Origin of the sequence: Aeribacillus sp. FSL K6-1121, from assembly GCF_038003725.1 — a bacterium.
GTDB classification, from domain to species: Bacteria; Bacillota; Bacilli; order Bacillales; family Aeribacillaceae; genus Aeribacillus; species Aeribacillus composti.
The window spans coordinates 2743156-2766439 of the sequence record NZ_JBBOPS010000001.1 but is presented as its reverse complement, the minus strand read 5'-3'; the positions used below and the strand labels follow the sequence as shown (position 1 = coordinate 2766439).

The 23284-nt window shown below is 44.3% G+C and carries 23 protein-coding genes and 1 pseudogene; 6 read left to right on the top strand and 18 right to left on the bottom strand.

Translation table 11 applies throughout. The features are described from left to right. Positions 1 to 297 precede the first annotated feature (297 nt). The 17 genes from hypF to NSQ61_RS13320 all read right to left on the bottom strand — a co-directional run bounded on the left by hypF (position 298) and on the right by NSQ61_RS13320 (position 15590). Positions 298 to 2559, bottom strand: coding sequence for a carbamoyltransferase HypF (gene hypF / locus NSQ61_RS13400; RefSeq protein ID WP_066248143.1), 2262 nt, complete (start codon positions 2557 to 2559; stop codon positions 298 to 300). Positions 2560 to 2821: 262 nt separating this feature from the next. Further along, a complete protein-coding gene (locus NSQ61_RS13395) occupies positions 2822 to 3076 on the bottom strand; it encodes a Uxx-star family glutaredoxin-like (seleno)protein (protein WP_063387619.1) in 255 nt (84 codons plus the stop codon). A 52-nt stretch (positions 3077 to 3128) separates the two neighbouring features. Further along, entirely contained in the window at positions 3129 to 4163 is a 1035-nt protein-coding gene (hypE, locus tag NSQ61_RS13390; protein ID WP_066248144.1) for a hydrogenase expression/formation protein HypE, read from the bottom strand. 170 nt (positions 4164 to 4333) lie between these two features. Continuing rightward, positions 4334 to 5455, bottom strand: coding sequence for a hydrogenase formation protein HypD (gene hypD / locus NSQ61_RS13385; protein ID WP_242009337.1), 1122 nt, complete (start codon positions 5453 to 5455; stop codon positions 4334 to 4336). Positions 5456 to 5586: 131 nt separating this feature from the next. Further along, positions 5587 to 5868 (bottom strand): HypC/HybG/HupF family hydrogenase formation chaperone, encoded by a 282-nt coding sequence (locus NSQ61_RS13380; protein WP_063387617.1) that lies wholly within the window; start codon positions 5866 to 5868, stop codon positions 5587 to 5589. Between the two features lie 127 nt (positions 5869 to 5995). Next, complete coding sequence (locus tag NSQ61_RS13375; protein WP_340807301.1) at positions 5996 to 7096, bottom strand: NHL repeat-containing protein; 1101 nt, start codon at positions 7094 to 7096, stop codon at positions 5996 to 5998. Then, entirely contained in the window at positions 7078 to 7929 is an 852-nt protein-coding gene (locus tag NSQ61_RS13370; protein WP_066248146.1) for a NifU family protein, read from the bottom strand. Before NSQ61_RS13370 ends, NSQ61_RS13375 begins: the two co-directional genes overlap by 19 nt. 2 nt (positions 7930 to 7931) lie before the next feature. Next, positions 7932 to 8153: a hypothetical protein gene (locus NSQ61_RS13365; RefSeq protein WP_340807298.1), complete on the bottom strand. Its 222-nt coding sequence runs from the start codon at positions 8151 to 8153 to the stop codon at positions 7932 to 7934. Between the two features lie 8 nt (positions 8154 to 8161). Beyond that, a complete protein-coding gene (locus NSQ61_RS13360) occupies positions 8162 to 8308 on the bottom strand; it encodes a hypothetical protein (RefSeq protein WP_340807296.1) in 147 nt (48 codons plus the stop codon). A 26-nt stretch (positions 8309 to 8334) separates the two neighbouring features. After that, positions 8335 to 9558: a tetratricopeptide repeat protein gene (locus NSQ61_RS13355; protein WP_240326800.1), complete on the bottom strand. Its 1224-nt coding sequence runs from the start codon at positions 9556 to 9558 to the stop codon at positions 8335 to 8337. Between the two features lie 213 nt (positions 9559 to 9771). Next, positions 9772 to 10074 (bottom strand): hypothetical protein, encoded by a 303-nt coding sequence (locus NSQ61_RS13350; RefSeq protein ID WP_063387613.1) that lies wholly within the window; start codon positions 10072 to 10074, stop codon positions 9772 to 9774. After that, the gene (locus NSQ61_RS13345) at positions 10064 to 10534 is read right to left on the bottom strand and encodes a hydrogenase maturation protease (protein WP_063387612.1); all 471 of its coding nucleotides are present in this window, start codon (positions 10532 to 10534) and stop codon (positions 10064 to 10066) included. The genes NSQ61_RS13350 and NSQ61_RS13345 overlap by 11 nt, the downstream gene beginning before the upstream one ends. A gap of 150 nt (positions 10535 to 10684) precedes the next feature. Then, a complete protein-coding gene (locus NSQ61_RS13340; RefSeq protein ID WP_130156518.1) occupies positions 10685 to 12319 on the bottom strand; it encodes a nickel-dependent hydrogenase large subunit in 1635 nt (544 codons plus the stop codon). A 503-nt stretch (positions 12320 to 12822) separates the two neighbouring features. Next, entirely contained in the window at positions 12823 to 13887 is a 1065-nt protein-coding gene (locus tag NSQ61_RS13335) for a hydrogenase small subunit (protein ID WP_340807293.1), read from the bottom strand. Positions 13888 to 14025: 138 nt separating this feature from the next. Then, positions 14026 to 14721: a hydrogenase nickel incorporation protein HypB gene (gene hypB / locus NSQ61_RS13330; RefSeq protein ID WP_063387610.1), complete on the bottom strand. Its 696-nt coding sequence runs from the start codon at positions 14719 to 14721 to the stop codon at positions 14026 to 14028. Further along, positions 14714 to 15070 (bottom strand): hydrogenase maturation nickel metallochaperone HypA, encoded by a 357-nt coding sequence (hypA, locus tag NSQ61_RS13325; protein WP_063387609.1) that lies wholly within the window; start codon positions 15068 to 15070, stop codon positions 14714 to 14716. Before hypA ends, hypB begins: the two co-directional genes overlap by 8 nt. Further along, the gene (locus NSQ61_RS13320; RefSeq protein WP_340807291.1) at positions 15063 to 15590 is read right to left on the bottom strand and encodes a DUF1641 domain-containing protein; all 528 of its coding nucleotides are present in this window, start codon (positions 15588 to 15590) and stop codon (positions 15063 to 15065) included. The genes hypA and NSQ61_RS13320 overlap by 8 nt, the downstream gene beginning before the upstream one ends. 461 nt (positions 15591 to 16051) lie before the next feature. Between NSQ61_RS13320 and NSQ61_RS20325 the strand changes: the two are divergent. The 3 genes and pseudogenes from NSQ61_RS20325 to ltrA form a co-directional block, all read left to right on the top strand. Further along, positions 16052 to 16147, top strand: a pseudogene (locus NSQ61_RS20325) (ArsR family transcriptional regulator); the annotation flags it as partial. A 213-nt stretch (positions 16148 to 16360) separates the two neighbouring features. Beyond that, positions 16361 to 17062 carry a GntR family transcriptional regulator gene (locus NSQ61_RS13310; protein ID WP_117017256.1) on the top strand — a complete coding sequence of 234 codons (702 nt, stop codon included), beginning with the start codon at positions 16361 to 16363 and terminating at the stop codon, positions 17060 to 17062. A 732-nt stretch (positions 17063 to 17794) separates the two neighbouring features. Further along, entirely contained in the window at positions 17795 to 19054 is a 1260-nt protein-coding gene (gene ltrA, locus NSQ61_RS13305) for a group II intron reverse transcriptase/maturase (protein WP_340808025.1), read from the top strand. Between the two features lie 51 nt (positions 19055 to 19105). On the opposite strand, the gene NSQ61_RS13300 is transcribed toward ltrA, so the two are convergent. Further along, positions 19106 to 20785 carry an IS1182 family transposase gene (locus tag NSQ61_RS13300; protein ID WP_340807288.1) on the bottom strand — a complete coding sequence of 560 codons (1680 nt, stop codon included), beginning with the start codon at positions 20783 to 20785 and terminating at the stop codon, positions 19106 to 19108. A 349-nt stretch (positions 20786 to 21134) separates the two neighbouring features. Here NSQ61_RS13300 and phnG point away from each other — a divergent pair, with 349 nt between their 5' ends. Genes phnG through NSQ61_RS13285 form a run of 3 tightly spaced genes read left to right on the top strand, consistent with a single transcriptional unit; the run spans position 21135 to position 23279 of the window. Continuing rightward, a complete protein-coding gene (gene phnG / locus NSQ61_RS13295; RefSeq protein ID WP_144598232.1) occupies positions 21135 to 21557 on the top strand; it encodes a phosphonate C-P lyase system protein PhnG in 423 nt (140 codons plus the stop codon). Between the two features lie 16 nt (positions 21558 to 21573). After that, positions 21574 to 22173, top strand: a complete 600-nt coding sequence (gene phnH / locus NSQ61_RS13290) for a phosphonate C-P lyase system protein PhnH (RefSeq protein WP_327847871.1) — start codon at positions 21574 to 21576, stop codon at positions 22171 to 22173. Next, positions 22173 to 23279, top strand: a complete 1107-nt coding sequence (locus tag NSQ61_RS13285) for a carbon-phosphorus lyase complex subunit PhnI (RefSeq protein ID WP_063387916.1) — start codon at positions 22173 to 22175, stop codon at positions 23277 to 23279. Before phnH ends, NSQ61_RS13285 begins: the two co-directional genes overlap by 1 nt. Positions 23280 to 23284 lie beyond the last annotated feature (5 nt).

Below are 23284 nucleotides of genomic sequence, written 5' to 3'. Positions count from 1 at the left end.
GCTTTCCTGCACATTTTTGGCATAGCAGACCTTGATGAATCTGCTTTTTTATTCATTTTTACAAATTGGACGGAAAAGGAATTTTCCTTCTTTAAGTGCAGCCGCCGAAAGATGTCTTGTAAAAAATTTTTAATAGACGATGCGAAGAATGAAACATAAATTGATGTGGGGTCATACTTGGGCTTCCTCGAATTCGAGTCAGCGGTCTACAATACATTGAATGGAAAAATGAATGTAGAACAATTAAAACATAGCAAGTGATAGACAAATATTTACAGCTTTTGAAGCAATAACGACTCATAAATTCGAATGCGCTGCAGCTACAAGCGCTGCCTGCCCGAGACTAATGCCGCCGTCGTTAGGTGGAATTTCTTCACCGATCCAGATATGCATATCGCTTTCATAAAATAACTCTTTCAAATCAGCTAACAAAAGCGAATTTTGAAATACGCCGCCGGACAACACAACAGTGTCAATTTCATAGGCCGCTCCTAAAGAACGAACACTTCTAAATATGCCTTCTGCGACGCTTCGATGAAATGCGCGAGCAATCACCGCTGCATCTTTTCCTTTTAGACGGTCTTCTGTCATTTCCTTTAAAAAAGGACGGTAGTCTAGCTCTTTTCCATTCCACGGGAAAGAATATACCTTCTCTAATGGAGCTGTACGTGCTAAATGCTCCAGCCAAATGGCTGCTTGTCCTTCAAATGAGATAGGACCGGTAAATCCTAAAAGGGCCGCTGCTGCATCAAACAAACGGCCGACGGACGTTGTTGGAAAGGTGCGCAATTGTTTCTCTACCATCTTCACTGCCGTGAAAAATCGTTCAGGAAACGAAAGCTGCTTGCCGACATTTATTGCCCATTTCGGATCATCCACAAAGAAACCAGCTAGCGCTTGAAGCGGCATGCGTGCCGCCGCATCTCCGCCGGGAAGCATGGCGTAACGAAGATGTCCGCGCCGTTTTAGACCTTCCGCAGCGCTTCCGACAAACAGCTCGCCGCCCCAGATCGCTCCATCGTCGCCAAAACCTGTTCCATCAAACGCCACTCCGATCACCCGTTTGTCCAATGCATTTCGCTCCGCCAGCACGGACGCCACATGAGCGCGGTGGTGCTGGATGCCAATATGTTGATAAGCTTCTAGATTGTGAGCAAAGGCGGTAGATTGGTAGTCGGGATGAAGATCGTACGCCACAATCGTTTCTTGCAATCGAACATCATACATCGACAAAAGATCATGGACCGTTTGCTCAAATGACATATATGCTTCGTATTTCATCAAATCTCCTAAATGCTGGCTCATGATCGCCTGTCCGTTGACCACTAATGTAATGGTATTTTTTAGGTCAGCTCCAACCGCAAGAACAGGCCGATCACTGGGCAATTGGGCAGCAGGAAGCGGCGCATACCCCCGCGCCCGCCGAAGTACAGTAGGGCCAAATGGGCTGACGCGAACGACGGAATCATCGACGCGGCGGGCAATAGGGCGCTCCCCAATAAGCCATGCGTCCGCAATGCCTTCAAGTGCCTTGATCGCTTCTTCATCATCATAGATGATCGGTTCACTGGAACGGTTAGCACTTGTCATTACAAGCACTTCTGGTGCGTCGAAATGAAACAGCAAATGATGGAGAGGGGTGTATGGAAGCATTACTCCTAAATCGGAATTATCAGGAGCTACTCCCGGCAGCAATCGGCGAGCCCGTGCCAACACGATGGGTCGGGCGGAAGATGTAAGGAGATTTTCTTCTTCCGCACATATATCGATAAACGCCCTTGCTGTCTCGAGATCTTTTACCATTAAGGCAAACGGCTTTTCCCCGCGTCGTTTCCGCCTTCTAAGCTCCCATACCGCTTCTTCGTTTTCAGCATCACACGCCAAAAGATAGCCGCCAAGCCCCTTGATCGCAACGATGCGCCCAGAACGAAGGAGCTCGGCCGTTTTTTTGATCGCTTTTTCATCACCATGTATTTCTCCATCCTGTCCCTGCACATGATAATGAGGACCGCAATCGGGGCAAGCAGTTGGCTGCGCATGAAACCGTCGATCCGCCGGATCATAATATTCCGCTGAACAAGCCGGACACATAGACCACATATGCATTGTCGTATAAGGCCGGTCATACGGCAGCCGCTCAATGACCGTATATCGTGGACCGCAATCCGTGCAATTGATGTATGGATAAAGGAATCGGCGGTTAGCTGGATCAAACAATTCTGACAAGCATTTCGGACAAACCGCAAGATCAGCAGGAATTTGCACTGTCGGCCGATTATGGAGCGTGCTGGCCAAAATTTCGAAATCAGCTGCTTCTTGTAAAGGCGCATCTTTAATTTCCAAATTGGTTATTTTAGCTGAGGAAGGGTATCGATCTGTAATGTCTTGAACAAATTGTTGAATGGCATCTGCGTCCCCTTCCACATGAATCTCCACGCCGCTTTCTCCATTGCGCACCCATCCGCTGAGCTTCCACCGCTTTGCTTTACGAAAGACAAAAGGACGAAAACCGACCCCTTGCACAACACCATATATTAGAATACGCTGCGCTATTTTCATGATGAATCACCTGCTTTCGTTATAAAACGGGAGATTTTGGAGCTTTCAAACAGATAAATAGAGCTCAGTGGACCGTCCGAACTTTGAATAAGAAAACATTGTCCGTTGAACTTAATGCGCTGGCATTTAGCTTTATTCTCGCATTCTGAACTGAAGGCGTATACATAACAGAACCTTTCATGCCGACATATTCCACTTTCCTAGAGATGTATCCGTTTATTTTGCATGTATCTTACCTAAAGAGAAGAGAGGGGGCGCCCGTTTAAGATAACGGCTTCTCCTCCTTTGCGGACGGCAATGCAACCATGCATCCGCGGCCGGAAACTCCTATTTGAATGACCTGCCCGTCTTCTACTAAGACTGGAACAGTACCTCCTCCCGTCAAAACAACAAGCTGCTTTAATGCCGCTTTGTCTTCTTCGACATCATACTCGACAAATTCTTTTCCGTCCCATAATAAACTTTCCCGCAATTCCTTCGTGTAAGGACATCCTTTCGCACCATAAAGCTCCAGCATTATTTCTCATCCTCCAAAGAGATGATTTATTATTAAGCATTTTCATGATTGATTAACAGATGCGAGGCAACGGATCGCCAATCAGCATATCGATCAAGCGTGTACCTCCATATTGAGAACGTGCTAAAACTGCTTTTTTTGGCTCTGCTTGTATTTCACCAATGCACTTCGCATTCTCCCCGCCCGGCATGCTTTTAAGTGTTTTTAATGCGATATCGGCATATTCAGGCGAAATGACGGCAAGAAACTGCCCTTCATTGGCAATATGAAGGGGATCCAATCCTAAAATTTCGCAGGCACCGCGCACTGCCGGGCGAACTGGAATTGCCTCTTCATCGAGTATAACAGCTACTTGAGCGTCTCTTGCCAATTCGTTTAATGCCGTAGCTACACCGCCTCGGGTTGGATCGCGCAGCCATCTAAGCCCCGGCGCCGCCGCCTCAATAAGTGCCGATACGAACGGCCAAACCGCCCGAGTATCGGAAGTAAGGTCAGCTTCTAAATCCAACTCCCCTCTAGCCAAGAGAACGGTAATCCCATGATCACCAATTGCACCAGACAAAATGACATGATCACCCGGTTGAACGTTTCTGGACGAAAGAGAAACGCGCGGATCGGTAAGGCCGATACCGGCTGTCGTGATGTACAGACCGTCCGCTTTTCCGTGCTCCACTACTTTCGTATCTCCCCCGACCACAGGCACTCCGACACGTTGAGCTGCCTTGGCGATAGCCGCCACCTCCCGTTCCAACTCCGACGTTGCCAATCCCGCTTCGATAATAAGTGTTGTCACCAAAGCCAACGGCTTTGCTCCCCCCATCGCCAAGTCGTTTATAGTCCCGTTGACGGCAAGTTCGCCGATAGATCCCCCTGGGAAGACGAGTGGATTGACAACAAAGCTGTCTGCAGTAAACGCCAATCGGCTCCCATTTGCCTCAACATATGCCGCATCATTTAATTCTGCTGGTTTGTCTCCCATCATATAGGGAACCAACAGTCCTTCGATCAGTCTTCTGCTTGCTTTCCCGCCAGCGCCATGAGCCAATTCGATATAAGAATCAGTAAAATTCACTTTGGCTGTCTTCATGCTTGTTCCTTCCTTTCTTCCTGATGCAACGATTAATTAAGAAGTTCAGTGAGAGTCTCCCAAATCATATAACGTCTGAAAGTAAGCTGATGAACCCTGCCACTGCCCGAATTCGAAACGCATTGTATTTCACCTAACAGGGAAAACCAATCTATATAATTTCCTCCTTTTTATTCACCCACTGCTTCTTGCAAATGAACGTAATGATAATAGGCGGCGCATGCCCCTTCTGACGACACCATAAGAGCTCCCACAGGATGTTCCGGAGTGCATTCTTTGCCAAACAGCTGGCATTGATGCGGTTTCAATATACCTTTTAATACTTGTCCGCAAGGCGCCATTTGCGGATCACTCACACGAGCTCCCTCGACTTGGAAACGAACTTCCGCATCCCACTTGGCGAATTCAGGCCGCAATTTGAGCGCAGACTGCTGAATAGCCCCAAGTCCCCTCCATTCAAAAAGAGAGCGGACTTCAAAAACTTCTTTCATTACATCAAGTGCAGACATATTTCCTTCGTAAGGAACGACGCGGCTATATTGATTTTCTACTTCAAACCGCCCCTCGCGCATTTGTTTTACAAGCATGAGGATCGATTGCAGTAAATCGAGCGGTTCAAAACCGGAGATAATTATCGGTTTTTGGTATTTTTTTGCGATGCTTTCATAAGGACGGGCGCCGATTACAGATGAAACATGACCAGGTCCGATAAACCCATCAATGCGCATATCCGGAGAATCCAATATTGCCTGCATTGCCGGTATAATTAGGACGTGATTGGAAAATACAGAGAAATTGGGCACATCCAATTCACGTGCGCGCATGAGCGTCAATGCTGTTGATGGGGCGGTAGTTTCAAAGCCAATCGCAAACAGCACAACTTGCCGGTCAGGATTCTTCATCGCTATGTTTAAAGCATCTAAAGGGGAGTACACCATACGTATATCAGCCCCTTTAGCTTTTAGTTCGAGAGGCGTTCCATGTTTCCCGGGAACGCGCATTACATCACCGAATGCGGTAAAAATGACGTCCTGCTGCTTGGCAATCGAAAGTCCATTGTCCATACGTCCCATTGGAAGAATACAGACAGGGCATCCCGGTCCATGGACAAGCTCAATGTTTTCAGGCAGCAGATTCTGCAATCCAAATCGAAAAATCGAAAAGGTATGTCCTCCGCAAACCTCCATAAAACGATAGTGATAATCTGGATCGACGTGGCGGTGGATTTCTTCCGATATTTTGCGGATTAATTCCGGATTGCGAAACTCGTCAACATATTTCATCGTCGTCATTAAACTGCACCTCCTAAAATTAGATCAACAACGACTGCCTGCATGCATATCGTCTTTTTCGGAACGGGTTATGATTGACCAATCATATGCCTTTTGTTGCCTTAAGTCTCCAGCGCTGTGTATTAACATGTTTAAACTTTTTCGTTATCAAATTGGTAACCTTGTACTTCCTCGATCGCTTCATCCGATTCATTTAACATGCTTAGCAAATTCAATTGTTCATTTGCTTGTTCTTCACTGATTTTGCTCATCGCAAATCCCACATGAATAAGCACCCAATCTCCAAGAAGGAGATGTTCATTTTTTAATAAGTCAATGTTAATTTTGCGGCGCACACCGCAGACATTCACCACAGCATAATGGCGGTCACCATCTAACATTTCTACAATTTGGCCTGGAATAGCTAAACACATGGATGAATCGCTCCCCCCGATTTGCAATAAATATGAAAATTTAGATATTTTATTGTCCGTAAAGAAAACTAGAAGTTCATTCGAACACTAAAACACTGAAACTTTTGTTAGAGATTCTTTAGAACAATCATGTAAATTCAAGGCGCCAAATGATGACGCGGTTATTTCCTGAATCAGCAATTGCCAGACGATTTTGATGACACCAAATCCCGTACGGCCAGCAAAGTGAATCCCTTGTTACGGCTTTCCAGCGATTTTCTCCCATTCCTTCGAAATCTGCTTGGCCAATAACATACGAAGCAGGATGATACGCTCCTTTTCGCGGCGACTCAGTAAAAAGAAGGATGCGGTTGTTTGCCGTGTCAGCCACCGCTAGCAAATTGTCGTATTGTGCGATCCCGTAAGGAAACCGGAAGCGCCGGGGTCCTTGCGGTACATGGGGAAGTTCAAATGACTGAGTAAAATCTTGTTGACCGAGAACTAACTCAGCTGGGCGGTCCGTCTCTGGAGGCGGCGTATAACCAAGAATGCGGTGATTGCACGCATCGGCAACGTATAACGTATTTCCGTCGCCGGCAAGAGCGTGAGGCCAGCGATACGTATCCGTTCCTACGCCTTTTCCCCTATTCTCACTGTTTACATAACCATTCGGTTGACCAAGAATGACATCAGGAACACGCCCATCTTCCGGTAAACCTTTCCATCCCAAAACTCGGCGATTCCCCGTATCCGCTACGTAAAACCATTCATCAATGTATGCAAAATTATATGGCCAATAAAATCCAGTCGGACTAACTTTTCCTCCTCGATTCGGGGATGTCCCTGACAGATCCTCTTGTCCCAAGACATAATCGGGAGGCTGGTTATTTATTTTCGGCAATGTTTCCCAAATGAGCAGACGATGGTGCCAAGCATCTGCGACAAATAGCTTTCCTTCAATGACCGCAACGCCAGTTGGGAGATGAAACAGCTTTGGTCCTTCTGTTTCAAAATCAGGCTGACCTAACACGATGTCAGCTGGCGCATGATCATTTTCCGGCCAACTGTACCAAATGAGTACGCGATGGTTGCCGCTGTCGGCCGCCACTACAATATCATCGTCTACATACACTCCCCTTGGTGCATAAAGATGAATCCTGTTTGGATGGGCAGGGGGCAGCACAAGACCGCCTGGGGCCGGTCCCCCTAACCACCGTTCGGGATATGCGGTTAACTTAATCGTATCCATATTTTTTCATCCTCTACCCGAACTGGAAAGGGTTCTAGCTGCACGTGAGGTGCCGTCATGCATTCCCCGGTGGATAAATCAAAACGGAAGCCGTGCCATGGACAAGTAATAATAGAGTTGTCCACCAGTCCTCCGTCAAGAGACATCCCCATATGAGGGCATTGATTGCGAAATGCCATTACTTTTCCTTCTAAGCGAACCAGCAAAACATCGAGCTCCTCATGCGAAAAGCGAACAGGACTCCCTTCTTCCAGTTCCGAAGCGGATGGACCTTGCACCCATCCGTTTTGTTCTAAATTTCCAGTATCATTCATAGCGTGAAATGGCATGTAGCCGGAGGTCACTTCCTCTTCGACCATGACAACATGTTCAATTTCTGGAACGCGGGCTTTAATTGCTTCCTCAATCCCATTTTTCAACGTCATAGCGGATAGCGAGCAACCGGAACAAGCTCCTTGAAGGCGGACATAAACTGTATTTCCTTCCACTTTAACTAGCTCCACGCCACCTCCGTGGGAACGCATATAAGGACGCACTTCTTCTAACGCGGCGGCGGTACGGGTAAATAAATCTTGTTTAATGATTCCGTGCATCAAAAACATCGCATAAATAGAAGGGTCTTCTGCAGCTTTCAACAGCAATTCTTTTCCCGCCTCCGTTTCACGAAACGTGCGAACGAGTTTTCTAAGAGCATGTTCGTGAAAGGCTTCAATGGCTTTTTTCAATTCCATTGCTTTCATCCGAGCGTCTTCTGGCAGACCCTTTATCGAGTCCAGCACGCGATCCACCCGTCCAGCCAAAGCTTGAAAATCCTCTTCCTGCTGAACTTTCATGATCACTCACCTCCAAAAGCCAATGTTTGCTCCAGAGCTTCTTCGGTTTTCCGATATAATAAAGCGGCAAATGTTTGTTTGGCCATCTCCTGCAGCATTTCTTCAACCGTATTACGGTCAACAATGTTAATAAAATCATTGACGCGATGATTGGCTAAAGCCTGCAAAATGAGGCAAGAGCCCGCTGGATTATCAAGAAGGGCATCGCGAAAGAAAGCGTCCACAAATTCGTTCAGCCAAATTCCCTCACTTTGAGGATTTGCGCGAAGCCGTTCAGAGCTTTTTGAGCTCCTTCATTGCGCTGGATGATACGTTCACAAAAGCGGTCAACCGCCATACCCAACAAAAGATTAAAATATTGCTGTTCGTGGGGATTCATGCAATCCTTCCTCTCTTTCGCACATTTTACTGTTCCATTTTTTCATTGACTGCTGCTTGCTTCCGCTTAAGGGCAATTTCCGCTAATACGTCTTCGATGGCACTCGCTGCCTCATGCTCTCCATATTTACGAAACAATTGACTGGCCTCTTCCAACCGAGGTACCGCTCGGGAAAACGCACCTAGATGTGCCAACGCATTCCCTTGATTAGCTAAAACGCGGGCATATGCTATTGGATCGTCTTTAGAGCGGCGTACTTCGAGCACATCTTCATAAAGAGCTACTGCTTCCCAAAGATTATCTTCAAGATGAGAGGATTTTACATGTTGCAGCGCATTGGCTAGATTGACCGTGGCGCTTGCCCAAAGCTCAGGGTGTTTATCTTTTTTAAAAATGCGTAAAGACTCTCTTAATGACTGGATCGCTGTCGCTGTGCGCAAATAGGCGCTGCGGTCTAAAGACGGAATGGCTAAATACGCTAAAGCAAGATTCATATGAACGGTAGCATACTCTTCTGGATAAGTGTCTTTCCGATATACTTTTAGTGCTTCATGATAACATCTGACTGCTTCTAGAAGAGAACCTTTCCGTCCATCCGCGCCAGTTTGATGTACTGTGCCTAATTGAAACCACAGTTCAGCCCTTGCTTCCTGAAAGGAAGAGGTTTCTAAAAGAGAGAGGGCTTTCCGGTATCCTTCTACTGTCTCCTTCCCGCGATCACCAAGCATTTGTTTTGTCGCCGCATATTCCGCGTAAAGCCGAGCGGAAAAAACAGGTGACACGTTTTCTACTGTAGCGGCGGCTTCGGAAAGAAGCGAAAGCCCAGTCGGCCAATCCTTTTGTTGAAACGCGTCGTACGCTTGAGTCGCCAATAAAAACGCCCGTATTTCTCCTGACGCATCGCCAAGCGGTGGGGGAGTTTCAAACAGTTTCAGGCGCCACGCCGCTGCATCCAAAAGCAAGGAGAAATCGTCTGGGAGCACTTCTTTGGCTAAAGTGTATGTATATGTTTGTGGATCTAAAATAAATCGGTTATAAGCAGCTTCCGGTCCTTCCGGCAATAATGTTAGCACCTCGTCTTCGCTTTTTCCCTCAATCGCCGCAGCAAAAAAACGCCAGTTCTCCGGCCAACGATCAGGAAAATGTCCGCGGAGAAGAAGGGATATGAATTGATCTGCATTTGGAACAGGTGGTAGAAGAAAAAAACCTGCCGCTCCAGGAAAAACACCGATTGGCTGTGGCTGCAGCACTGTTATTCCCCCTTTTAAAAACTGTAATTGGAAAAACAACGAAACCTCTAAATAACTAAGATCGGCATGTTCTAACGTACTAACGATTATTGTGCAATTACTCACTCTCGTTTCATTTAGTATGGATATCATCTTATCGTCCTGTCGGCCAGGTCCAAAACTGTTTCTTCATCATGACCATTCAAGTCAAGGGATGAAGCGGCTTATATACTTTTACTTCTCCGACATCGCACAGGAACAAAAAAGTGGCATGCGAAGCGCTCCATATCGTTCATCCCATACAGCGTCACGAATTCCCGGCTGCACACCTTCAGGCAAAATTTCTTGGACAAACATGCTTCGATCTCCACGAGAATTGCGCAGTTTTAACAGCAATCCGCCCGCTCCCAAATGACTTACCGGCATCACCCACAGTTCTTCGTCACGTATTAAAACGATGGCTGTTCCTGTAGGAAACCGCACCGTTTCTTCGGCGGGAATATGAAGATAGCCAGTTGGTGTCAGTTCAAGCTTCACTTTTTTTCCCTCCTAAGCGCTGAAGCAGCTCATCCGCTAAACGATCTAAGGCATTGTCCACCGTTCGAGACAATCCAAATCCGTACGATATGTTTTCGGCTTCGATCAGGAAAACGGTCACTTTCTTCGGGAAGCGGCTTTTTAAAAGCCATCGGCCTAAGGCAATCGCATGATCCCAGCGGAAATCGTGAAGATTAACATCTTTTAGCGGAGGAGTTTCCACCTCTTCACCTGGAATTTCAAAAATCGTGCCCGGTTCATCTCCTGATTTACAGGCATCTACTAGAATCAGCTCCTCTGCATCCCCGATTTGAAAAGCTACATCCATGCCAGCAGTTCCGCCATCAGCCAAACGGACTCCCGGTGGGACCCCATGTTCCCACAATTTGCGGATCAACATGGGTCCCGCCCCATCATCACTTCGCAGCAAATTGCCACATCCAATAATCATAACGTTCATACAAAATTCCTCCTTCTGCAGGCGTACCGTTCCCATTACCATTCTTTGTCTGTTTTACTTGACTATTAGTTTTACAGTTGTATATGAAACGTCTGCTGATATGCTTGCACTGCAGAAAAACACGTCACTTAAAGTTGCATATTAGAGATATCAGCATATATTTATCACTTTATATTTGGCTAACTCTTTATGCGACTTGGCATCATAAGCATGAACGGTGCAAACAAGGCATGAATCATAGCTTTGGGCAATATGAGCCAATTCGACCGGATCTTCAGGATTCTTAATAGGTACGCCGATCATCGCTGTTTCGATAGGTCCGCGCTGACCGTGACGATCACGCGGTCCAATGTTCCATGCTGTCGGAGTGACGACTTGATAATTTTCAATTTTTCCATCTTTAATTTGAATCCAGTCAGCCAAAGCGCCGCGGGCTGCTTCTGTAGCTCCGAATCCGCGTCCTTCAGGCAATTCTTTCGGCTTGATGTAAAATTTTTCGTTTAAATCGATTTGCTTCAACCACTTCTTCATGCGCAAATAATATTTCGCGGCTTCGTGAAGGCGAGCCAACACACGCACCATCGAACTTGGCCCGATTTCTTTAATCAAGTTCAAAAAGAGAGGATCATAATCTTGCCACTCCTCAGCACCAGAGCGGCCAGCAATTACTTGGCGGGCCAACGGACCTACCTCCAGAGGAGTTTCTCCGATGCCTGGAATATCATACCGCGGTGCTTTAGCAAACGTATATTTTCCTTCTTTTTGCCCTTCGATCGGATCCACCGGATCGGTTACTCCTTCAAATGGGTGGTAAGAACCGCTGCCGCGATAGAAAGAATGGGTATGATCCTCGCGTATCCGTGCTTGATCAAAATCATGGAAATTTTCCCCATCAAATATTCCCGAACGGGAAATCAGCGCTGCGTTGCGTCCTTCAATCGTCGGATAGCGGTATTGCTGCGGGTTAAAAAAGCTTCCAGTGGCTAAATAGCGGCCCGGCCCCGCTCCGTATTTGTCCAATCCGATTTCCATGCTATAGCGAATGAATAAGCCAAGATCAGAATTGCGATGTTCCGGCTTCTCATCCAGCCATGCAAGAACATCGTCCCAAGTCTTGTTTTCCAGCCAGCGTTCAGCGGAACAACCAAGAAGAACTTTCTCCAGCCAGTTTTCCCGATAATATTCCAAAATCGAGATAGAGCGAGTAATATCGGACAATGTCGGCGAGCTGACAACGCCTCCCGGAACCATGAAGCTGGAATGCGGCCATTGTCCGCCAAAGATTGCGTAAATTTCCACCGGCTTAGCTGAAACAGTGACGCCAATCTCATAATGCTCTCCCTCAAAAGGAGCCCAACGGCGAACCACTTCATCGTACAGCTTAGAAGAAGCGTAATGTCGATGAGTTAAACCAATTGCGAACAAAGCATAAAACCAACGCGGAATGCTTTGAATCGTTTCCGCCGCTTGAGCAATATTGCGGATGAGCGTAGCATTCGGCGGTACTTCCGTCCCCCAAGCCGTATCGAGCGCATAAACTGCTTTCGTGAGATGGCTGCCGCCGCAAATGCCGCAGATCCGAGGAGTAACAATCAAACCGGCCTGCGGATCTTTTCCTTTTAAAATCATCTCGAAACCGCGGAACATCGTTGCTTCCGTCCAAGCATCTACAACAACGCCATCATCAATGGCTACTTTTACATCCAAATCTCCTTCTACACGACCGAGGGAATGTACTTTAATTTCCAGTTTGTTTGTTTTTACAATAGCCTCTTGCTTTTTCATGTTCTTTAGGCACCTCGTTTCTAAAATGGTTTCCATTAAAAGATATCTGAATCACAGTAAATGGAAATCGTCGATTTCAAACATACAAAATAACTTTCTTCATGCCTTTGTGTAGACGAGACGGTCACTTTTTCCGTTAAGCAACATCAACAAACGGCTTATTCGTGCTTCACCTATGTTCGGTTCCCACTAGATGCTGATGACAAAAGTCGTGATTTTCATTAATGATCATGATCATGGAACAAGCTTCACGTCTTTGTGTAGATAGTCACTTTTTCCGTTAAGTAAGATCACAAACGGTTTATTGGTGCTTCGCTCATATCCGGTTCCACTTCATCCTGATGACAAAAGTTGCGAATTTTGTTAATGATCACGGAACAAGCTTCACGTCTTTGTGGAGATGTCACTTTTTCCGTTAAGTAACATCACAAACGGTTTATTGGTGCTTCACTCATATCTGATTCCACTTCATCTTGATGACAAAAATCCGAATTTCGTTAATATCACGGAACAAACATATCTTCTTTCGCCCATTTCGGCGCCACAGCACGTGCCAATGCCGCATTCACAGAGTAGCTGAGCGGATCGGTGCCTTGTGGTACTTCTTTTGGAATTGAGCCGAGAACTTTTTGCGTTTTAAATACTGTTCCAGGTGCTAGGTCAAAGAACGGGAACTGAGGCTCCGTACAGCCAATACAAGGCATTCCTGCCCGAGTTTTGGAAGATTGACGGTTCCAAAGAATGCGGTTGCATGGCGAATGAGTCATTGGACCTCGACAGCCTTGCTCATAAAAGAGACATCCTTTTCGCGTACCTTGTCCGAACTCTTCCACCGGCTCTTTCCACTCGAAATACTGCACACGCGTACAGCCCGTTTGGGTGAACGTTTTAAAGAACGTTTGCGGACGTTGAAGATCGTCTAAAACAACATCTTCCAAACGGCCAGTAGCAATGGCTACAAGAATTTGCGTCACCCAGTCGGGATGAGCCGGACAACCAGGAATGTTAATGACTGGGAGTCCACCTTTCGAACGGAACTGTGTACCAAGAAATCCCCCGCGTTCTTCTTTCATATATTGAAGACCAATCGATTCAGACGGATTCGGTTTTGTCGCCGGAATTCCACCCCAGCACGCACAATCACCGATTGCGACAACGTATTGCGCTTTATGGGCGAAATCCCAAATCCAGTTTTTTTTCGGACGGTCCATAAGCATATCATAGTGCCCTGTTCCGTCAGGTCCCTGAATAATTGTCCCTTCTACCACCAAGATATCCAGCGGGATTTCGTCATTGAGAATTTGCTCATAAAGGCGGCGAACTTGCTCACCGAACTCCATCGACAAAGAATGGTGATACAAAATGTTAATGCCAAAATCGGTTACTAAATCAATGATCGTTGGCTCTTCCGCATTTAAAAATGATTGAGTGTTTCCATTGCACGCACCGCCGTGCATCCAAAGGAGATTCACCATTTTCTCCACCTCCAAAAAGTTTTGGGCAAGATTTTTCAATTTCAATACCTTTGCGCAACGAAAGTCAGAAGGTTCTGATATTTTAAAATACATCTTCGTATAGACGCTCTCCTGTTTAGATGTCTCACTGGTGTTTGGCGACTTGTCGGCTTGATTCAAATCGTTTTCTATTTCAACCAAACGACTCAAAATCATAGTCTTTCGCAGCGTTCTATTCATCTAAAATTTTGCTTATAGAGAGCCGGAGGAATGAATAAATGCTGATTTATCCGCTTCCAGCTGTGAAATCCATTCGTCAATTCCTTCTCCTGTGCGAGCAGAAACTTCGTGAATGCGAATGCCTGGGCGCACCTCATTCAATGCTTCATAAAATCGTTTTCGCTGAAAATCTACCGCTTCCGCTAAATCAATTTTTGTGATAATCGCCGTATCAGCACTGTTGACAATAGTCGGATATTTTACCGGTTTATCCTCGCCCTCTGTCACGGAAAAAAGAACTACACGCTGGTTTTCTCCCAAGTCATAACTTGCGGGACAGACGAGATTTCCAACATTTTCGATAAAAAGGAAATCAAATGTTTCCAACTCCCAATCTTGCAACGTTCGCTCAATCATTTCCGCTTCCAGATGGCAAACTGTGCCAGTAGTAATTTGGCGCACTTTTGCTCCACTTTGCCGCAAGCGGTCCGCGTCGTTTTCAGTTGCTAAATCGCCAACTAAAGCGGCTGTTCGATAGCGTTTGCCAAGGCGGGTAAGCACTTCTGTAAGCAGCGTCGTTTTTCCCGCTCCAGGACTGGAAACGAGATTGACGACATAAACGCCCACGTTTTGAAACCGCTTTCTTAATTCTCTAGCAAGGAGATCATTTTTCTTCAAAACATTCTGGCGAATTTCAACAATTCGAGGATTTAAGGTCAAATCATGCATTTTCTTCTCCACCTTCCAATGCGTACAATTCCATCTCTCGTCCCGCAAGGACTTGGCCAGTTTTTGTGCCGCACGTAGGACAGCGCATAGGAAGCGGTTCAGGCAAAATCCTCTCTTCTTGGCAGTTGGGACAGAAAATGGTCACGGGGACATCTTCAATAATAAGTTTAGCCCCTTCCAACGAAGTTCCCTGAACAACCACATCAAAAGAAAATTCTAAGGCTTCTTTTACGACACCTGATAATACTCCAAGCTTTAAAAACAGCGCTTTAACTTTCTTTATTCCCGAATTTTCCGCCGCTTCTGCCGCCAATTCAACTAAGCTTTGGGCAATAGACAACTCATGCATCGCTGATCTCCTTCGATAAGTTTCGTGCAAAATTAAGGACGAAATTAAGTGCAGGCTGTACTTCCGGATCGCTTAATGTCCGCATCAGACCAATAATTCCCACACGTTTTGTTCCCGTTTCCGCTGCTTCTTTAGAGGCTTGATACAATGAACGCGACACCTTTCCAATTACTTGCAACGAGCGCACGTCTAAAACATCGGACTTGATCAGCTCTTGAACTTGCGGAGAATCGAGGAATTCTTGCATTTTATGCAACGCGGTTAAAGCATTCTCAAAACGCGTAACATATTCTGGTCTAGATATGCTTTGTCGCAAAAGAACGACAAGTTCATTGATTGAATCAGCAAATTCCGGTCCGCGCTGAAGAAAATTTTCCAGCATATCCAAAAGGAACGTTACATTCTCCAGCTTATCAAGCAAGTGGATTAGCTGCTCCATCGTTCGCGGATCTGAAAGCTTTTCAACCAACAAGTGATCAATGGACGTCTCCATAACCGCTCCTTTCCCGGCCTCCCCCATTTCGATTCCTCCTTCTTGGTTTTTACAGAAAAAAGTGCGTCATTTTGGAAACATTGTTGTCTTTTTTTGCTAGCTGTTAAAATAATAATACAACAATTCAGAATATTTTAACACTATATTTTATAAAAACTATTTCAAGTTTTTGCTTCTTTGCTAATAGAATCATTCGTTGACTATACTGGATATGAAAATATGCAAAGAGGTGAACGAAATAAAAAACTATCAAGTAAAGTTGTTTCAAGAATAGTGGTAAGTTGTGGAATAAAATGATGAAAACTGATCAATACCTTTACCGATAAGGTTTAACTAGAATAGGTTTAGCAAAGAGCTTGAAAATTTTAGTATTTTTTGATTCATATTTGCCAAAACCTTATCCGGCTCTACACAAGAAACAGAAAGGAATTTTATGGAACATGGATGGAAGGAACGTATTTCAACTCGATTGAAACGTTCTTAATGCTTTCCAGGAGGGTTTTACACATTGCGTTTGCAAGCTTCTTGAAGTGTTTGACATAAGTCAGCCGTCGATTAGCAAGCATCTTCGCAAATTAGATTAATATAATGCAGCAAAACTTTATTTATCAGCATCTAAAGCAAATTAGCAGTTGGATCCTCTATAGACTATAAAATGGGCTTGGACAGTTCCAGTTACTTAAACTATACTGAATGTAACCAATAGAAAGTGTAGCAAAAAATATTTTTCAAAGCGCAGTTTTTGAACTGCCGTGTGAAAAAATAGCAGGTCAATTTCAAAGCGGGGTAGAATGCAGATGGCAGAAGAAATGGAGATCATTGATAAAATCATATCAGATATTCATTCTGGCAGGTATGGGGCCAATGATAAATTACCATCCGAAAATGAGCTTGCTGACTATTTTAACGTTCCGCGAATGACAATCCGCAAAGTATACGAAAGGCTTCAGGAGATGGGATATATTTATTCAAGACAAGGAAAGGGCAGCTATGTAAAAGATCGGCAAATGCAGATTCCGCTTGTTCTTTCCGGGGATGAAAGCTTCAGCAGGAAAATGATTAGACTTGGGCACCATTTCCGATCGAAAAACATTTTTTGCGAAGAAATCGGCTATAATAAAGCAATCTTTCATTCTCTCGGTGCTGAGGAAACGGATCGAGTATTTAAAATAGGCAGGCTGCGCATTGTCAATAATCGACCAATTGCCTTGCATATTTCCTACGTGGCGAAATCCGTATTTGATGATATTGATTTGTATGGCAAGGAAATCACGTCCATGTTTGATTATTATCAAAAGAAAGGCTTCACTGAATTTGAATCGAAGTCAAGCGTGTTAAAGGTTTTATTTCCGACTAAATTCCTATGGGAAATTCTTGAATGCACCAGTTTAATTCCGCTTTTAGTGTTGGAGACAGGATGTATCGATAAAAAAACCGGAACGGTGCTTGAACATACAGAAATTTTTTATCGGAGTGATTGCTTTAACTTTGTTATATAAAAAACTTTTGCTTTTGGGTATGTCCGATAAGTCCCTAAAATCCAACAAGTAGGGGCTGTCCGATAAGTCCCTAAAATGAAGCAAGTGGAGAAAAACAATTCGTTTCTCTCCACTTGCTTTTATATTTTTTCGATTTTTATCTGAAAGTAGCTGGCGGATGCCGGCTACTTTCAGTATGTGTGCGCCCGGCATGGGTGTAATCTATAGGGTGAAAGTCCCGAGCTGCGAAGGCAGAAGTAGCAGTTAGCTTAACGCAAGGGTGTCCGTGGCGACGCGGAATCTGAAGGAAGCGAGCGGCAAACTTTGGGTCTCTCGGAACACGAACTTCATATGAGGCTAGGTATCACTGGGTGAGTTTGCACAACAAAACAAAGCCCTTTCTGCCGAAGGTGATACAGAGTAAATGAAGCAGATGGATGGAAGGAAAGATTACACTCTTACCCGGGGAGGTCTGGCTGGCACGCCAAGTAACCTTGGTAACCTATCTAGTGATAGATAGCTGAACAGTCAGAAGTCAGCAGAAGTCATAGTACTCTTTCAAGCTCGAGATGGAAGAGGAAGGACTGAACAATTAAGGAGAACGAATCGCTAGGCGTTCATCTTCTGTGTGGAAGCAGACAATCCGATAGGACTTACTTGAAGGAGGAAGTGGTGAATCCCACGGGGGACTTCAAGAGGGTGGAGCAGAAGATGGCACAAATAGAAGAATTCGTTCACGTGGAGAGGATATCAATGTTGATGGAAATGATTTTGTCACGGGAAAATCTCCTGGCGGCACTGAAACGAGTCGAACAGAATAAAGGAGGTCACGGAGTAGATGGCATGTCCGTAAAAGACCTACGAAGACACCTCTACGAAAATTGGGACTCCATTCGACAGTCGTTGAGAGAAGGAACCTACAAGCCCTTACCCGTCCGTCGAGTCGAAATCCCGAAACCGAACGGTGGAGTAAGGCTTCTAGGGATCCCTACCGTGACGGATCGTTTCATCCAACAAGCGATTGCCCAAGTGTTGACGAAAATCTTTGATCCGACCTTCTCGAACCATAGCTATGGTTTCCGCCCAGGTAGAAGGGGACATGATGCGGTTAGGGAAGCAAAGGGTTATATCAAAGAAGGATATCGTTGGGTAGTCGATATAGACCTAGAGAAATTCTTTGACAAGGTGAATCACGACAAACTGATGGGGATCTTGGCGAAAACGATCAAAGATCGAATTCTACTGAAGGTAATTCGCCGGTATCTTCAATCAGGCGTGATGATCAATGGAGTGGTAATGGAAACGGACATGGGAACGCCTCAAGGCGGCCCGCTTAGTCCACTTTTATCAAACGTCATGCTTCATGAATTGGATAAGGAGCTTGAGAAACGTGGACATAAGTTTGTTCGGTATGCGGATGACTGTAACATCTATGTGAAAACAAAGAAAGCAGGAATTCGTGTCATGAACTCCATTACGAACTTTATAGAGAAGGAGTTAAAGCTCAAGGTAAATAGAGAGAAATCGGCGGTAGACCGTCCTTGGAAACGGAAGTTTCTCGGTTTCAGCTTCACACTCAATAAGACTCCAAAGGTACGGATTGCGAACGAAAGTGTGAAACGTTTGAAGAACAAGATCCGTGAAATTACATCAAGATCGAAACCGTATCCAATGGAGAAAAGGATTGAGAAACTGAACAAGTATTTAATGGGATGGTGCGGATATTTTGCCTTGGCAGAAACACCAAGTAAGTTCAAAGAATTTGATGAATGGATTAGACGAAGGCTTCGGATGTGTTTGTGGAAAGAATGGAAAACCCCGAAAACAAGAATTCGGAAACTCAGAGGATTAGGGGTTCCAAGCCATAAAGCATTCGAATGGGGCAATACACGCAAGAAATATTGGCGGATTGCCTGCAGTCCCATTCTACACAAAACCCTCGACAACTCCTATTGGAAGCGTCGAGGGTTAAGAAGTCTATTCGAAAGATATCAAGCACTACGTCATACTTAATTGAACCGCCGTATACCGAACGGTACGTACGGTGGTGTGAGAGGTCGGGGGTTAGTCACCCCCTCCTACTCGATTGTGGGCTAATGCCACAATCCCAAACTCAACATGTACTTTGTCGAGCCCCCGTAAAGAAAATCTGCGGAACGACCGATTGCCCTTGATGTGACCGAACACACTTTCTGCCTCGACTTTGCGTCGAGCGTAGATGGCGGCTTTCTCTTCACATTCAAGGGCTGTTTTGGCCTTTGCTTTCATTTCTTCGAAGATGGGATTCCAGTGAACTTGACGATTTCCCTTCGCTTTTGTGCATTTCGCTTTCAATGGGCAATCGGTACAATCTTCACATTCGTATATTTTGAAGCTTTGTTCATAGCCAGATGGATTCTTTTTGTTTTGGTATTTTTTAAACGTTACTCTCCTTCCATTCGGGCAAATAAAACAATCATCCTCTTCACAATAGGTCCAGTTTTTGGCATTTTTAATGTCTTTTTTGTATGTACGTGTTTGTTCTTTTACATAGCTCCCATAAGGAATCAGAAACTCAAACCGGGGCTCTTTCTCATCACCAACTGCATATACATAGTTTTCTTCACTACCATAGCCTGCATCCGCAATAACTGTTTGGGGCATCGGTAATGAAGTGGAGGCTAGCTTCTCCATATGTGGGATAAAGCAACGTGTATCGGTTGGTCGTTGATGAATGGTATAAAACAAGATAAACTGATTCTCTGTCCCGATTTGCACATTATACCCTGGCTTCAGTTGACCATTTTTCATATGATCTTCTTTCATTCGCATAAAAGTTGCGTCTTTATCCGTTTTTGAATAGCTGTTACGATCGCCAAAGATTTCATTCTGTTCCTTGTATTTGGCTAGTCGAGGTAAAAAATTTTCTCGAATCCGTTTTAAAGGTTTTTTCCATTTCTTGCGTTCTGCTCGTTTTTCCTTCCGAACTTTTGTATCAGATTCCTGTTCGATTTCCTCTGTTAGGATTTCGACTTTTTCTTCTAATTTTTGAGCGATGGCTTCCAAGTTCTGTTCCGTGATTTCTGGATCTTCTTTCGCCTCTTTTTGTGCTGTTCCTGCTTCTAATTGGGTTAATTCTTGAATGTACTGAAGTGTTTCTTGAATTTTTTCTCTTACCTTCGCTTCAAATTTCAAGGTTGATTTTTTCCACACGAAAGAATACTTATTGGCATTGGCTTCAATTTTAGTACCATCCAAAAAGTAGTTTTCCATCGTGATGTAATTTTCTTCAATCAGCTTCAGAATCATCGCTTCAAATAACTCATCCATTAGGACCTTCATCCGTCCGCCTCGGAATTCGTTGATTGTCCGGAAATCTGGTTGTTGCATCGCTGAAAGCCACATGGCAGGAATATTTTCTTTAACGAGTTTTTCGATTCCTCGACAAGAATAAACCTTTTGAGAATAAGCATACAGAATGATTTTCAGCATCATTTTGGGATGATAGGAGCTTCTGCCGCCGCCTTTATAATGAGAAAACAATTGTTCATCTGGTATCGCCTCCACCATTTCGTCCACGACACGTGCCACGTGATGTTCGGGTATGAGCGATTCAATATCATAAATCATTTGAACTTGACGGTTGTCATATGGTTTGAAAGTAGGGGCTAAATTTCTTTTAGCAGGAGTTTTTTCTTCTTTTCCATCTAGAGGAAGTGTCATTTGTGTGTTATAATTTTCAGGAGTAATCATTTGATTGCTCATAAAAAATCGTCCTTTCTGTAATGTTGTGTCGCAACTTCATTTTACTAGAAAGGACGATTTTTTTGTGCATTTTTTTTAAAAAGTGAAAAAATGAGGGGCTTCCAAAAAGTCAGTTACCCTGACTTTTTGGACAGCCCCTACTTCTTTTTTATATGTTTTTCAATTTTGGCCTGAAATCAGCTGAGAGATTCATTCAAGGAATCTCTCTTTTTTTGTGTGCTCATTAACATTTTCTTAAAAATGCGTTTGCAAAAAATTAATAGAATTTACTTTTTTTTAAATTTTTTCCACTTGGCAACAAGATATGCTTAAATCAACGGAAGCAAAAAATCATGATGGAGGGGCGGAAATGGAAAGAAGGCGAAGAACAGAAATTTTAATCAACGGAAATAAGAACGTTGCCGCCACATTGGCACAACAAATTTTAGCTAAGTATGAGGTAAAAACGATTGAAAAGCCGAACAACGGTTTAGTAATGGTAAAAGTTCGGGAAACGGCAAAGAACAGTTTGTTCTACTTAGGAGAAGTTTTTGTAACAGAATGTAAAGTGGAAATTAGCGGGTATATCGGCTTCGGCATATTAAAAGGACATGAGCCGGAATTAGCATACCATTTGGCTGTGGTCGATGCAGCTTACAATGCACAATTGCCAGAAACGGAACGATGGAATGAAGTTTTGTTGAAGGAGGAAGCAGCAATTCATGAGCAAAGAAAGAACTCCTTTATGAAAATTTTGAAGACAAAAGTAAATTTTGAAACGATGGATGTTTAAAAGGAGCAGAGGTTGAATGAAATTAGATTTTATTCACGATATTCAACGTGCATATCGAAAAGTTGTTGATTCCATGTCTAGGCCCGGATTGATAACAAATTTAAAAGATGAGGCGGCCAAAGTAGATCTTGAGGCTGGCTGTTTTCCCTCGACACTTGTTCTGGCTGCAATGCTTCTAGATACTGAAGTGACCTTTAAGGTAGTTTCCGAGAAGGAAGAAGAGACAACTCGCTGGATAAACCAACTAACCTATGCAAAAGCTGATGCAGCAGAACGCGCTGATTTCGTTTTTGTACTTTATGACAAAGCTGAAGATGAACTTGGGCAAATATTACAGCGAGTAAAAACCGGCAGTCTCATCGATCCCCATGATTCAGCAACCATTATTGTTGAGGCAGATGCTGTTACGGATGAATGCGATTTCAAATTAACAGGTCCGGGCATTGAAGAAGCAAATTATGTAAATGTTTCAGTAAATGGGAATTGGATGGAAGTTCGACAGCAACAAAACGCTGAATTTCCAATGGGGGTTGATTTAATTTTTGTGGACAAAAATCATCATCTCTTATGTCTGCCAAGGACGACGCAAATTTTATCAGAAGGGAGGAAGCTTTGATGGGATATGTGGCAGTGAAAGGCGGAACAATTGCCATTGAGGAGTCGATTAAACGGCTGAAATATGAGCGGTTAAAAAAAGGAGTTGTTCTTGACATTGGCAGAATTGAAGCTGGCCTGCGGGGATTGATTGATCAGGTGATGTCAGAGAGCAGTCTATATGACGAAACCCTTGCGGCGCTAGCGATCAAACATGCTGAAGGCAATCTTGAAGAAGCGGTTTTTCTGCTTCGTGCATATCGATCCACTTTACCGCGCAAGCATTATTCGCAAATAGTTAATACAAAGGACATGAGTATCGAAAGAAGGATTTCAGCTAGTTTTAAAGATATACCAGGCGGCCAAATTTTAGGAGCTACAACTGACTACACTCATCGTTTGCTCGACTTTGACCTCATGGAGGAAACAGATGAAGATGCAGTAAATTGGCTTTCGGCCTATGAGAAGGAAATGCTCGATGAAGTGGATGAAAAACATTTTGGCAAACTGCCAAAAGTAAGTGATTACTTAAGAAAAGAAGGTTTGTTCTCGGAGTGTGTAATGGACAATACAGAGCCTGATGATGTAACGAGAAAAAGCTTGACGTTTCCTTCCACCCGCAGTCAGCGTCTCCAAGTTTTAACAAGAGGCCAGACAGGGGCGGTGACTTCATTAGCTTATGCCGTCATTCGCGGATATGGAAGTCTTCATCCAACAGTAGGTGAACTGCGTGTCGGCTATTTGCCGGTTTACATCGATAGCCCTTTTCATTCATTTAATAGAGAAGACGATGCTTATTATATTGGGGAAATTAAAGCAACCGAAGTCGAAATGTTAATTCCGGAAACAGTTGAGATCGGGGACGGGAAAAAGGAAATTAAGTTTGAAATCGGATATGGTCTTTGCTTTGGTCAAAATGAAACGAAAGCAATCGCAATGGGAATTTTAGACAATAGTTTGGAGAAAGGAAATAGGGACTATCCGACAGGAGACGAGGAATTTGTCCTTTATCATATTGATTCGGTTGAATCCACCGGGTTTATTTCACATTTGAAGCTGCCTCACTATGTCACTTTCCAATCGAAGCTTGATATTGTACGCAAATCAAAAAGCAAGCAAGAAATGTAAAAAGG